This is a genomic window from Microbacterium sp. USTB-Y, assembly GCF_023703415.1.
GTDB lineage: Bacteria > Actinomycetota > Actinomycetes > Actinomycetales > Microbacteriaceae > Microbacterium.
Genome location: NZ_JAGMTU010000003.1, coordinates 378,272 through 390,720, shown reverse-complemented (window position 1 = coordinate 390,720; position 12,449 = coordinate 378,272). Strand labels below are relative to the sequence as shown.

11 protein-coding genes are annotated in these 12,449 nt (G+C 72.7%); 8 read left to right on the top strand and 3 right to left on the bottom strand.

What is annotated here, in order from left to right:
- Positions 1–22 precede the first annotated feature (22 nt).
- The gene (locus J8G10_RS09040) at positions 23–1,774 is read left to right on the top strand and encodes a sensor histidine kinase (protein WP_251443425.1); all 1,752 of its coding nucleotides are present in this window, start codon (positions 23–25) and stop codon (positions 1,772–1,774) included.
- 27 nt (positions 1,775–1,801) lie between these two features.
- On the opposite strand, the gene J8G10_RS09035 is transcribed toward J8G10_RS09040, so the two are convergent.
- Positions 1,802–2,455 carry a response regulator transcription factor gene (locus tag J8G10_RS09035; RefSeq protein WP_251443422.1) on the bottom strand — a complete coding sequence of 218 codons (654 nt, stop codon included), beginning with the start codon at positions 2,453–2,455 and terminating at the stop codon, positions 1,802–1,804.
- Positions 2,456–2,566: 111 nt separating this feature from the next.
- Positions 2,567–3,628: a hypothetical protein gene (locus tag J8G10_RS09030; protein WP_251443419.1), complete on the bottom strand. Its 1,062-nt coding sequence runs from the start codon at positions 3,626–3,628 to the stop codon at positions 2,567–2,569.
- 227 nt (positions 3,629–3,855) lie between these two features.
- On the opposite strand from J8G10_RS09030, the gene J8G10_RS09025 reads away from it, so the two are divergent.
- The 5 genes from J8G10_RS09025 (at position 3,856) to J8G10_RS09005 (ending at position 8,894) form a co-directional block, all read left to right on the top strand.
- Entirely contained in the window at positions 3,856–4,428 is a 573-nt protein-coding gene (locus J8G10_RS09025) for a hypothetical protein (protein ID WP_251443416.1), read from the top strand.
- Complete coding sequence (locus tag J8G10_RS09020; RefSeq protein WP_251443412.1) at positions 4,425–5,702, top strand: histidine kinase; 1,278 nt, start codon at positions 4,425–4,427, stop codon at positions 5,700–5,702. Before J8G10_RS09025 ends, J8G10_RS09020 begins: the two co-directional genes overlap by 4 nt.
- On the top strand, positions 5,699–6,403 hold the full coding sequence (locus tag J8G10_RS09015; protein WP_251443409.1) for a response regulator transcription factor: 705 nt from the start codon (positions 5,699–5,701) through the stop codon (positions 6,401–6,403). The genes J8G10_RS09020 and J8G10_RS09015 overlap by 4 nt, the downstream gene beginning before the upstream one ends.
- A 138-nt stretch (positions 6,404–6,541) precedes the next feature.
- The gene (locus J8G10_RS09010) at positions 6,542–7,798 is read left to right on the top strand and encodes a serine hydrolase domain-containing protein (protein WP_251443406.1); all 1,257 of its coding nucleotides are present in this window, start codon (positions 6,542–6,544) and stop codon (positions 7,796–7,798) included.
- A 79-nt stretch (positions 7,799–7,877) separates the two neighbouring features.
- Positions 7,878–8,894 (top strand): magnesium and cobalt transport protein CorA, encoded by a 1,017-nt coding sequence (locus J8G10_RS09005; RefSeq protein ID WP_251443404.1) that lies wholly within the window; start codon positions 7,878–7,880, stop codon positions 8,892–8,894.
- Positions 8,895–9,015: 121 nt separating this feature from the next.
- On the opposite strand, the gene J8G10_RS09000 is transcribed toward J8G10_RS09005, so the two are convergent.
- Positions 9,016–10,056, bottom strand: a complete 1,041-nt coding sequence (locus J8G10_RS09000; RefSeq protein WP_251443402.1) for a YeiH family protein — start codon at positions 10,054–10,056, stop codon at positions 9,016–9,018.
- Between the two features lie 81 nt (positions 10,057–10,137).
- Between J8G10_RS09000 and J8G10_RS08995 the strand changes: the two genes are divergently transcribed.
- Positions 10,138–11,094 carry a LysR family transcriptional regulator gene (locus J8G10_RS08995; RefSeq protein WP_251443400.1) on the top strand — a complete coding sequence of 319 codons (957 nt, stop codon included), beginning with the start codon at positions 10,138–10,140 and terminating at the stop codon, positions 11,092–11,094.
- 22 nt (positions 11,095–11,116) lie between these two features.
- Positions 11,117–12,415, top strand: a complete 1,299-nt coding sequence (locus J8G10_RS08990) for a cation:proton antiporter (protein ID WP_251443397.1) — start codon at positions 11,117–11,119, stop codon at positions 12,413–12,415.
- Positions 12,416–12,449: the final 34 nt, after the last annotated feature.

Sequence of the window (12,449 nt, the reverse complement as noted above, 5' to 3'; positions counted from 1 at the left end):
CGGGTGCTGGGATCCTGTACCCATGACACGGCTCAGCGGTGCTCCGGGCGGGCGCGTCCCGGCGGCGGGAGGACCGGGCCTGCGTGACGCCCTGATCGGCATCGGGATCCTGATGGCCGCGCTCTGCCTCGTCGAGCTCGCCGTCCCCTCGTCGTCGCGGGGTTTCGGGGGGTCGCTCCTCGACGGCGCCCTGGTCGCCGTCTACACCGTGACCGGCCTGCTCGCCTGGTCGCGCCGCCCGCACAACCGCGTCGGGCGGCTGATGCTGCTGACCGCGCTGGCGCTGTGGGCGTCGCGCACGCAGGACGACGTCCTCCCGGCCCTGCACGTCCTCGGCACGCTGACGTCCAGCCTGCCGCTGGCGCTGCTGCTGCACCTGCTGCTCGCCTTCCCCTCCGGGCGGCTGCCGAGCCGCGCCGCGCGCGCGGTCGTGACGGTCGCGTACCTCGTCTCCGTGGCGCCGCAGATCGTCGTGGTGCTGCGGCCTGCGGTGACCGAGGTCGCCTGGACGCTGCAGGCGGCCGTGGGCATCGGCACGCTCGTCGTCACCGTGGTGCTGTGCGGCCGCGGGCTGGCGCGGATGCCCGCGCTGCCGCGGCGTCAGCTGCTGCCGTTCGTCGGTTACGGGTGCGCGGCGCTCGCCGTGATCGCGGTGACCGTCGTGGTCCTGCACCTCGACCCCCGCGTCGGAGCTCAGCAAGCGGCCGACGTGGTGCAATCGGTGATGCTCGGCGGCCTGCCGATCGCCTTCCTCGTGGGGCTGACGTTCGGGGCGTTCGGCCGCGCGGGCGAGGTCGCCGAGGCCGCGGCGGGCATCGCGGCGGCATCCGTGGAGCCGGCGCTGCTCGACACCCTCGCGGCACGGGCGCTCGGCGACCCCGGCGCCCGCGTGCTCTGGGCCTCAGGCGCGGATGAAGCGGGATCCTCCCGCTTCGTCGACAGCGGCGGACGCCCGGTCGTGGTGCTCCCCGAGCGCGGCTGGTGGCCGATCGGCCCGCCGGAGGCGCCCACCGGCGCGCTCCTTTACGACCCCGCGCTGATCGCGGATCGGAACCTGGTCGCGACCGTCGCGGCGCCGCTCGGCGTCGCGATGGACAAGCAGCGGTTGATCGTCGAGCTGCGCTCCGCGGTGCAGCGGCTCGAGGTTGCGGCGGAGGAGCTGCAGACCTCCCGGCGGCGGATCGTCGTCGCGGCCGACGCCGAGCGCCGCCGCATCGCCCAGGACCTCCACGACGGCGCCCAGCAGCGGATCGTCCTCGTCGGCATCGACGTGCAGCGGCTGGCCCGGCAGGCGGACGACCCCTCGTACGTCCGGTCCGAGGCCGCGCGGATCGCCGAGCACTGCGGATCCCTCCTCGACGAGCTGCGCGGTCTCGTCGACGGGCTCCTGCCGAGCCGGCTGCAGGACCACGGTCTGGAGGCCGCGATCGCGACCCTGGCGGACCGGATCCGGATCCCGGTGCGGATCGAGATCGACTCCCCGCTCGGCCGGCTTGACGCCGAGGTCGAGTCGACGGGCTACTACGTGATCGCGGAGGCGCTCACGGACGCGGTGAAGCACGCCGGAGCACGGCAGATCGCGGTCGTCGTGGCCCTGCGCGACGGCCGGCTGCAGATCGCGGTGAGCGACGACGGCAGGGGTGCGGCCGGGGCGGTCCCGGGATTCGGGATGCGCAGCCTCCGGGATCGGGTGGAGCCGCTGGGCGGGACGGTGGCGCTGGAGTCCGCACCGGGCGGCGGGACGACGCTGCGGGCGCAGGTGCCGCTGGGATAGTGCGAGCGATGCGGGGATGCCGCCCGCTCACCGGTCCAGATAGCGCATGACGGCCAGGACGCGGCGGTGGTCATCGGGATCCGGCGGCAGGTCGAGCGAGACGAAGATGAGCGCGATGCTGCGCGCGACGGCCTTCTCGGTCACGAAGAGCTCGCGCGCGATGCGGGCGTTGCTGTAGCCCTGCGCCATCAGTTGCAGCACCTCGAGGCGCCGCGGCGTGAGCCGGGCGATGCCGCCGTCGGTGTGATCGCGCACTTCCCGGCGCACCATCGAGGAGATGACGTCGGAGTCGATGCTCGAACCGCCGGCGGCGACCCGCTGCACGGACTCGAGGAAGTCGTCGAGGTCGAGGATGCGCCGCTTGAGCAGATAGCCGATCCCGGCGGCGCCGTCGGCCAGCAGCTCCATCGCACCGGTGGCGTCGACGTACTGGGAGAGCACGATGACCGCCGTCCCCGGAAGCTCCTGGCGGATCCGGCGGGCGGCCCGCAGGCCGTCGTCGGTGAAGTCCGGCGGCATCCGGATGTCGGTGAGGACGAGGTCGGGGCGGTGGGCCCGCGCCTTGCCGAGCAGATCGTCCGCGTCGCCCGCGGTCGCGACGATCTCGTGCCCCTCGTCCGTGAGGATCCGGGAGATGCCCTCCCGCAGCAGGACCTCGTCCTCGGCGATGACGACGCGCATGCCTGCTCCTGACTGACGGGTGGGGATCCGGGGCGGTGACCCGACAGTACCCGAGCGGAACCGCCGCCCACACCCCTCGGTGCGGACGGCGGTCCGGATCCCTCTCCTTCGTCAGCCGGCCGGGACGATCGGCTTGATGTCGACGATCTTGGGCAGGCTGGCCTTCTCCTGGTCGGTCAGAGGGCGCTCGGCGCTGTCGTACAGCACGTCGGCGTCCGCCCGAGGGATGTCGAAGTGCACGCCGGCCAGCTTCCAGGTGGTCTTGCCGAGCTTGACCGTGAAGTCGCCCGTCACCCGCTCGGTCAGCACCCGCGACCACATGTTGAAGTTCTTGTAGGCGCCCACCTCGTACGACTGGACCTTGGTCTCCTCCTTGGTGCTGGACCAGGAGCCGCCGTACTTGTGGGTGAGTCCCGCCTCCAGGATCCCGTTGATGGTCAGCTTCGCCGACCCGGTGGTCTCGACGGACGAGGTCGTGCCGGCCGCGACCTTGGTGGTGACGCTCCCCTCACGGGCCTTGTCGGTGTTGTTCGCGCCCCCGGCGACCAGCCGGACCTGAGGCGTGCCCTCCTCCTTCGTGACGGGCAGGAACGTGCACGACGCCAGGCCCGAGACGCAGGTCTGGTTGAGCAGCTCGGCCTGTCGCTGGGCATCAGAGGCCGGCACCGTGATCTCGGAGAAGTCCTTCTCCGAGATCGTCAGCTGTCCGCTCAGCCCCTGATTGTGGACGGTGAACGCGTCGCCGGCGTCGGTGCGGATGCTCGTGCCGCTCACGGCGTCCACGACGAGCGTGACCTGGAAGGCGGAGATCCGCTCGGAACCGTTGCCCAGGGCCTCGCGGTAGTTGAACGTGAGCGTCGTCTCGCCGCGCTTGAGGAGGTAGTAGACCTTCTCGTAGTGGTAGGACTGCCCCGGCGCGATCTTCGTGCCGGTCGGCGCGTAGCCGTCCCGGTCGCCCGCGCCGTCGATCCCCTGCAGCTCCAGGGTGTGCTTGGTCGTGTTGACGATGTCGAACCCGCGGGTGACGTCGGCCGAGGCCGCTGCGGCGCGCGGCGTCGCAGCCGACGCGGGCGCCGCCGTGGCCACGCCGATGGCGACCGATCCGAGCACCGTCGTGGCGATCAGGCCGGTGCCGAGCAGCCGGCGAGTGGTCTTCTTCGTGGTGGTGTCCATGGTGTTCCTTCTGTTCTCTCGCCCCTGAGGGGATGTCGTCGCCTCCCATCCGGAAGCTCTTCTCATACGCTAGGAACCGGCGGTCTCGCGGCCGATGGGCGTGCCACCACAGCGATGTGGTGCAGGCACCACATCGTGGGGCAGGGTGTGGATCTCCACCCGTCCACCCGCGGATCTCCACCCCTGGGCGGTGCCCGCGGAAGGCGGATCCGGGGAGCATCGAAGACATGAACCTCTCGATCGTCTCGAACGTCCTGCTGATCCTCCTCGCCGTCGGCTTCGTCGCCGTGCGGCAGATGACGTGGCGCCCCGTGCTCGGCGCGCGCGACTGGATGCTGCCCGGGATCATCGCGGTGATCGGGGCGGTGCTGTCGCTGCAGACCCTGAGCGGGCAGGTGATCGGAGTCATGGACGTGGTCGCCCTCGTGGTCGAGCTCGTCGTGGCCTTCGCCCTCGGCACCGCCATGGGGGCGATGGCGCACATCCGCCGCATCGCCCGTCCCGCCGGCTACCAGCCCGCCGCAGGGCTCTCCGACCGGGCCGCCGCGCAGGCCGCCGCCGAGTTCGAGACCCGCACCGGACCGTGGGGGCTCGCGCTCTGGGTCGTGCTCATCGGCGTCCGAGTCGGCCTCATGTTCGCCTTCGAGCAGCTGGGCTCGCACATCGGCGTCGCGACCGGGCTCATCCTCATTGTGCTCGCCGCGAACCGTGCGGCCCGGGTGGTCGTGCTGCACCGCCGGGTGGACGCGCTGCGCCGCACGAGCGCGCCGAGCGGATCCGCGCGCATCATTGTTCCGTGACCCGAATCCCGCTGCGCATCCAGCCCATGACGGGCTGGAGCGCCGCCGTCAACGCCGCGGGCCTGCTCGGCGTCGGCTGGGTGCTCTGGCGCGTCGCGCCGGAGACCGCACCCTGGGTGGTCTGGCTGTTCGGCGCCGGACTCGTGGCGTGGGCCGTGCGCATGGCGCTCGCGGTGCGGATCGGCGCGACCGGCGGTGACCCGGCGGCGCAGTCCGGCCCGGGAGCCGCGCCGGACGGGCGGACCGCCGGGCGCAGCAGGGTGCCGGCCGGCGTCGCCCCCGCACTCCTGGTGGTGATGGGCCTCGCCGGCTCGCTCACCGCGGTGCCGACCCAGGGGCTCGGCACCGCTCTGCTCGTCGTGACGGTGATCCTGCTCACGAGCGACGCCGCGGTGGGCCCCGGCACGTGGATCACGGCGGCGGTCCTGGGGGCGCTGGGCGTGGCTGCCGGGGCGCTGCTCACCGCGGCGGGGTACGCGGGCACGGTGACCGCTTCGGCGCTCGGTCTGCTCACCATCCTCGCGGCCCTCGCGCTCGCGGTCGTCGTGGGCCTGGGGCGGCGCGCCCAGCGCGTGCTGCTCGCCGAGCGGGAGCGCGCGAACGCCGAGGCGGTGCGGGCACAGGCCACAGCGCATCGCGTCGCGATCGCCCGGGATCTGCACGACGTGCTCGCGCACAGCCTGGGCGGCCTGGTCGTTCAGCTCGACGCGGCCGAGGCGCTGCTCGAGGCGGGCGACGCGGAGCGCGCGGCGGCACGGGTGGCGGCGGCGCGGCGCCTCGCCGTCTCCGGCCTGGACGAGGCGCGCGAGGCCGTCCGCACTCTGCGCGGACCGGAGCAGGACGACACCGAGGCGCCGGTGCCCGCGGTGGCTCCCACCGAGCTCGCTCGTCGCCTCGACGCGCTGCTCGACCCGGAGGACGCGGCCGGCGCCCGCCTCACCGAGACCGGCGCCTCGCGTCCGGTGCCCGCGGCGCTCGCCGACGCACTGGTGCGCGCCGTGCAGGAGGGGCTGAGCAATGCGCGCAAGCACGCGCCGGGGCGCGCCGTGCGGATAGCACTGGTCTGGCATCCTGACCGGGTGGAGTGCACCATCGACAACGCGGTCACCGGCGGCAGGCAGGACGACGGGGCGCTCGCGGCGACCGGCGGCGGCTTCGGCCTGCCCGGCGTGCGGGAGCGGTTCGGGGAGGTGGGAGGCACCGTGCGCGCGGGCGTCGTGACCCTGGACGACGGGGGAGACGTCTTCCGGCTCCGCGTGGAGGCCCCCGCATGAGCGCCCGGATCCGGATCGTGCTCGCCGACGACCAGGCGATCATCCGCGACGGGCTGGAGACCGTGCTGGGCCTGGTCGACGACTTCGAGGTGGTCGGCACCGCCGCAGACGGCGCCGAGGCCGTCGCGCTCGTCGCGGCGACCCGCCCCGATGTCGCGCTCATGGACCTGCGCATGCCGGTGCTGGACGGCGCCGCCGCGACCCGGCGGGTGACGGCGGAGACCCCGGGGACCGCGGTGCTGGTGCTGACGACCTTCGCCGACGACGCCGACATCGTCGCGGCGCTCCAGGCGGGCGCCCGGGGCTACCTCACCAAGGACGCGGGCAGGGCCGAGCTCGCCGCCGCCATCCGCGCCGTCGCCGCGGGTCAGAGCACGTTCTCCGCTCCGGTGCGCGACGTGCTCCTGGGGCGCATCGGCGCTGCGGGCGCCGCGGGCGCCTCGGCGGCCGAGCTCTCCGGATCCGTCCCCGATCCGGTCTCGGAGGAGGCGCTGGCGGAGCGCTTCCCCGCTCTCACCGGCCGCGAGCGCGAGGTCTACGCGCTCGTGCTGCAGGGACGTTCGAACGCCGAGATCGCCGCCGCGCTCTTCGTCGGCGTCGCGACCGTGAAGACGCACATCAACGCGCTGTTCGCCAAGCTCGGCGTGCGCGATCGGGCGCAGGCGATCGCGCACGGACTCGGCACCACCGCGGAGAGGTGATCGGGCGGATCCCCGGGTGATCACGATCCGGATCCGAAGCGCGGGATCATCCGGAGGGATGACGTCTGCGCAGAGGAGCGCCGTCTACAATCGTGGGGGATGTCAGGGGGGCGAATGGGTCGGAACATCAGTCGGCGGGTGGGTGCGCTGATCACAGGGGCCGTCGCGGCGGCGCTCGTGCTGAGCGGCTGCTCCGGCGATGTCGCGACCCCGGCGTTCACCCCGAAGACGCAGACCGAGGGGGATCTGCCCTCCGACATGAGGGACCAGCTCAAGGGCGCCGTCGAGCGCGCGATGGCGGCGAGCGGCTCGAGCGGGGCGATCCTGGGCGTGTGGGCGCCGTGGAGCGGCTCCTATGTCACGGGCCTCGGCACGGTCTCGGCCGAGGACAAGGATCCGGTCAGCGCCGACATGTCGTTCCGCATCGGCGACGTCACCCGGCTGATGACCTGCGACGTGCTGTACGCGCTCGCCGATCGCGGCACGGTCAAGCTCGACGCGAGCATCACCGAGTACGTGTCCGGCGTGCCCGACCTGCAGGACGTCACGCTGCTCGACCTCTGCAACGGCACCGGCGGCATCGGCTCGTCCGAGGCCACCGCCATGCCGATGTGGCTGAACAATCCCGACCGGCAGTGGGAGCCGAAGGAACTGGCGTCCTACGGCCTCGCGCAGAACCGCACCCCGCCGCACACCGGCTACCGCGACTCCGACGCCGGGTTCCTGCTGCTCGGGCAGGCGCTGGAGCGCGCCACCGGTCAGACGGCCGCGCAGCTCATCCACGAGTACGTGGCCGCGCCCCTGGGCCTGAACGCGACGTCGCTGCCCGGCCCGCAGGCGGCCGCCCCGTCGCCCTCGCCGGCGCTCAAGGGGTCGTTCCTCCCGCAGGTCGACGGCGCGCTGCAGTGCGCCAAGCCCACCGACATCACGGTCAGCTCGTCGAGCAACGGGTACACGGATTCGGGCGTGGTGTCCACGGTCGCCGATCTCGGCCGGTACATGCAGGCGGAGGCGGCGCAGGCGCTGCGCGTGAAGAAGACGCCCCAGCGCTTCGGATCCCCGCTGCCCGTCGCCGACGGCGCGCCGAGCTGGTACAAGGCCACCGGGGGCGCGTACCTCGTCGGCTCCATGATCGGCCAGCACGGCGGCACGCCCGGGTACCTCACCGGGGCCTACTCCGACCCGACGACCGGCTTCACGGTCGTCGTGGTGCTCAACGACTCGACCGTCGGATCCGCCTTCATCGGCGACCTCGCCTTCGAACTCGCCGCGATCGCCTCCAAGGCGCCCGCGGGAAAGGGCGGCAAAGCCCCCGAGTTCGCACTGCCGTTCACCGCGGAGGACTACGCTAAGGCGGTCGACAGCCTGGCCGTCTGCCCGCTCCCGCAGGGCTGACCGGGTTCGTTCGACGCCTCCCCGTGCTCCGACGGCTCCCGCAGCCGGACGAAGCACTGCACGACCGCGAGGAGCGAGCATGGCCATCGTCGACAACGGCATCTATGTGGACGGCGTCCGCACCGACACCCCGCACACGCTGGACGAGACCTTCGAGCTCATGCATGCCCGCGGCGGCATGGGCTGGATCGGCCTGTACCGGCCCAGCGAGGACGAGGTGCGCCAGGTCGCGGCGGAGTTCGGCCTGCACGAGCTCGCCGTCGAGGACGCCCTCACCGGTCATCAGCGCTCCAAGCTCGAGCGCTACGGGGAGACCCTGTTCATCGTGCTGCGGCCCGCGCGGTACCTCGACGCCACGGAGGAGGTCGAGTTCGGCGAGCTGCACGTGTTCGTCGGGCCCAACTTCGTGGTGACCATCCGGCACGCGGAGACGCCGAGCCTCACCCGCGTGCGCGGACGCATGGAGCACGCTCCGGAGCTGCTCGCGGGCGGCCCCGAGGCGGTGCTGTACGCGATCCTCGACGAACTCGTCGACGAGTACACCCCGGTGCTCAACGGTCTGGAGAACGACATCGACGAGATCGAGGCGCAGCTGTTCCTCGACGACTCGGACGTCACGCAGCGCATCTACGAGCTGTCGAGCGAGGTCATCGACTTCCAGAAGGCGACCCAGCCGCTGCAGCCGATGCTGGAGGCGCTGCTGCGCGGATCCGCGAAGTACTCCGTCGATCTCGAGCTGCAGCGCTATCTGCGCGACGTGCTCGACCACATCCTGACCCTGTCGGAGCGGGTGTCGACGTTCCGGGCGAACCTCGACAACGCGCTCACGGTGGAGGCGACGATCGTCGCCCGGCGGCAGAACGAGGAGATGCGCCGGATGACCGAGGAGAGCATCCGTCAGGGCGAGGAGGTGAAGAAGATCTCCAGCTGGGCGGCCATCTTCTTCGCCCCCACCATCGTCGCCGGCATCTACGGCATGAACTTCGAGGTGATGCCCGAGCTGAAGTGGGCCGCCGGGTACCCCATGGCGATCGGCCTGATGGTCGGCGGGGCCTTCGTGCTGTACCTGGTGTTCAAGAAGCGCGGCTGGCTCTGACCGGATCCGGAACCCTGGCGGTCTGACCCTCGTTCAGGTCGCACTATCTGCTCTGAAACCCGCGCGGGAAGAGCAGAAATCGCGACCTGAACCACGGCAGGACCGACCTCACCGGGGGCGGTCAGCGCCCGGCGCCGGTCAGGGAGATCACCGCGAGGGCGGTCGCGGTGACGAGGATCCAGAGGATCGCACCGAGCACGAGCGGTCGCCAGCCGGCGCGGCGCAGCGCTGCCGCATCCGTGGACAACCCGATGCCGGCCATGGCGGTGGCGATGAGGAATCCGCTGGCGTGCACCATCGCCTCACGCGGCCCCGCCGGGATCGCCCCGAGGGATCCGAGCACCGCGACGACCAGGAACCCCACGAGGAACCACGGCACCAGGCCGGCCACGCCGCGCAGCGTCATCCGCCGGCCGTCGGCGGCCCTGCGCGACTCGATCACGGACAGCCCCACCGAGATCGGGATGATCATCAGCGTGCGCACCAGCTTCACCACGACCGCGAAGCCCAGCGCCGCGGCGCCGAAGACGCTCGCCGTCGCGACCACGCTGCTCGTGTCGTTCACCGCGGTGCCGGCCAGCAGCCCGAAGGTGTGCGGATCCAGCCCGAGTGCGTGGCCGAGCAGGGGGAAGAGCACGACGGCGAGGATGTTGAACACGAAGATCGTCGACACCGCGTAGGACACCTCGGCGCTGAGAGCGCCGATGACCGGGGCGACGGCGGCGATCGCCGAGGCGCCGCAGATCCCCGTGCCCACCCCGATCAGGGTGCGCAGCCGCGGCGCGACGTGCAGCGCCCGACCGATCAGCCACGCGGCGAGGAGGCACACGACGAGGGTGGACAGCATCACGGGCAGCGACTCCGCGCTGACCCGCAGGATCGCCTCGAGCGAGAGCTGAGCGCCCAGCAGCACCACGGCCACCTGCAGCAGGAACTTCCCGGAGTACTCGACCCCGGGCGCGAACCGCGCTCCGGGGTGTCGGATCACGGCGACGACCACTCCGATCACGATCGCGGGGAGGGCAGAGCCGAGCACGGGCACCGCGGCGCCGATGAGGGTGGCGACGATGGCGATCGGCACGGTGAGCGCCAGCCCCGGCAGCACCTCGACCCCGCGCAGGGCGAGACGGGCCGGAAGGGTGCGGGCGGGGCGGAACATCATGGATCCAGGCTCGTCCGCCTGCGCCTTCCGCGGTATCCGGCTAGGCTCGATAGGGGTACAGGCAGAGACTGTGGGGTGACGATGACGGACGGATCGATGCCGGACCTCGGCTCGCTCGAACTGCTGGTCGCCGTCGTGCGCACCGGATCCATCTCGGCCGCCGCGCGCGAGACCGGGGTGACCCAGCAGTCCGCCTCCACGCGCCTGCGCGCCGTGGAGCGCCAGCTCGGTCTGTCGCTGTTCCACCGCGCCCCGTCCGGGACCCGTCCGACCCTGGAGGGAGAGGTCGTCGCCTCCTGGGCCGACGACGTGCTCGCCGCGGCCGCGCGTTTCCGCACGGCGACCCGCACGCTGCGCGGCGAGAGCGCCGCCCGGCTCACGGTCGCCGCGAGTCAGACGGTGTCGGCGCGGCTGCTGCCGCTCTGGCTCGTGGCGCTGCGCCGGAACCAGGTCGCCGCGGGGCGGACGCCGACGGCCGTGCAACTCCTCTCCGGCAACAGCACCGATGCGGAGGCGCTCGTGCGCGACGGGCACGCCGACCTCGCGTTCATCGAGTCGAGCGAGGTGCCGTCCGACCTCGGCACCACCACGGTCGACAGCGACGAGCTCGTCCTCGTGGTCGCGCCGGAGCACCCGTGGAGCGGCCAGGGCCCCGTCGCCTTCGAGAAGGCCGCCGCGGAGCCGCTCGTGGCCCGCGAGCAGGGCAGCGGCACCCGGCGCGCGTGGGAGGACGAGGTGCGACGGCGGCTCGGCCGCGACGCCGCGGAGCCGGCGGTGGTGCTGCCGACCTCCGCGGCCGTGCGCTCGGCCGTCGCCGACGGGCTGGGGGCCGCCGTCCTGAGCCGCAGGGAGGCGGCGGACGACATCCGCCTCGGCCGGCTGCGCGCCGTGCGCACGACCGGCGAGCCGGTGGTCCGGCCGATCACCGCCCTCTGGCGCGGCGGAGCGCGGGATCTGCCGATGGCAGGGCGGGAGCTGATCGACGTCGCCGTGCAGACGGCCCGGGAGCAGGCGCGCCCGGGCCGCGGTACTCTCTGATCGTCGCCACGGAAGGAACCGGATGCCCCCGCTCGTGCTCTTCGGTCTCACCGCCGTGCTGCTGTGGTCGATCGTGTCCCATCGCTTCGAGCGGTGGGGCGTGGCGGGACCGGCGATGCTGCTCGTGCTGGGGGCCGCCACCACGGTGTGGGACCTGCCGACCTACGCGGCCGCCCTGGACGCCCCGATCACCGAGAAGATCGTCGAGGTCATCCTGTCGATCCTCCTCTTCGCCGACGCGACCGAGGTGCGCGGCGGCATCTTCGGCGGTGAGGGCAGGGTGACCGCGCGCCTCGTGCTCATCGCGCTGCCGCTGTCGCTCATCCTCACCGCCATCGCCGGAGCCTTCCTCCTCCCCGAGGCGCTGGTGGCCGCCGTGGTCATCGCCTGCGTGATCATGCCGACCGATTTCGCCCCGGCGACGCGCCTGCTGCGCAGCAGGCTGCTGCCGGAGCGCATCAGGGCGATCCTGAACGTGGAGAGCGGCTACAACGACGGCCTGGTCTCCCCGATCTTCGGCATGGCGCTGCCCATCGCCGTCGTCATCGCCCCGCTCGTCGAGAAGATGGTCGCGACCGGATCCGACACGGTCACCGTGGACGACAAGGATCTCGGTCACAGCGCCGAGAAGTTCGCGGAGGCGTTCGTCAACGCGGTGCCCGCGACGGTCACGGCGATCGTGATCGGCGTCGTGCTGGGCGGCGTCATCGGCCTGGCGCTCCGGGCGGCCCGCAGTCGGGGCATCGCGAACGAGGGCGGCGCGCGCTACGCCATGCTGCTGCTCCCGCTCATCGCCTACGCCATCGCGACGATCCCGGCGATCGAGGCCAACGGCTTCGTGGCGGCGTTCGTCGCGGGCCTCATCTACCGCGTCGCGCGCACGCGCGGCATGCAGGAGCGGGTGATCCCGCATTCCGAGCTGCTGCTGGTCGAAGAGGTCGGCACCCTCACGGCGAACTTCGTCTGGTTCATGCTCGGCGGGGCCGCCCTCGTCGCCTTCACGTCGTCGTTCGACTGGCGGATCCTGGTGCTCGCCCTCCTCGCGCTCACCCTGCTGCGGCTCGGGCCGGTGTACCTGTCGCTCCTGGGCAGCTCCGTCAGCCGCGGCGATCGTGTGCGCATCGGGCTGCTCGGACCGCGCGGCACGGCCTCCGTCGTCTTCGGCCTGCTCGCGTACAACGCCTTCGAGACCGACAGCGTCGAGGCCGACGCGGTGCTGCTGGTCATGGTCGTCACCGTCGTCGGCAGCATCCTGCTGCACGGCGTCGCGGCGCCGTTCGCGCTGCGGGCGCTCGAGAAGCGGCGCGTGGCCCAGGGCTGAGCGGGCGCACGGCCCCGAGGTCACCGGCCCTCGA

Coding starts and splice junctions, on each gene's coding strand:
- J8G10_RS09040 (WP_251443425.1), top strand. CDS start 23: ATGACACGGCTCAGCGGTGCTCCGGGCGGGCGCGTCCCGGCGGCGGGA.
- J8G10_RS09015 (WP_251443409.1), top strand. CDS start 5,699: ATGAGCGCCCGGATCCGGATCGTGCTCGCCGACGACCAGGCGATCATC.
- J8G10_RS09030 (WP_251443419.1), bottom strand. CDS start 3,628: ATGGACACCACCACGAAGAAGACCACTCGCCGGCTGCTCGGCACCGGC.
- J8G10_RS08990 (WP_251443397.1), top strand. CDS start 11,117: ATGCCCCCGCTCGTGCTCTTCGGTCTCACCGCCGTGCTGCTGTGGTCG.
- J8G10_RS09000 (WP_251443402.1), bottom strand. CDS start 10,056: ATGATGTTCCGCCCCGCCCGCACCCTTCCGGCCCGTCTCGCCCTGCGC.
- J8G10_RS09035 (WP_251443422.1), bottom strand. CDS start 2,455: ATGCGCGTCGTCATCGCCGAGGACGAGGTCCTGCTGCGGGAGGGCATC.
- J8G10_RS08995 (WP_251443400.1), top strand. CDS start 10,138: ATGACGGACGGATCGATGCCGGACCTCGGCTCGCTCGAACTGCTGGTC.
- J8G10_RS09025 (WP_251443416.1), top strand. CDS start 3,856: ATGAACCTCTCGATCGTCTCGAACGTCCTGCTGATCCTCCTCGCCGTC.
- J8G10_RS09005 (WP_251443404.1), top strand. CDS start 7,878: ATGGCCATCGTCGACAACGGCATCTATGTGGACGGCGTCCGCACCGAC.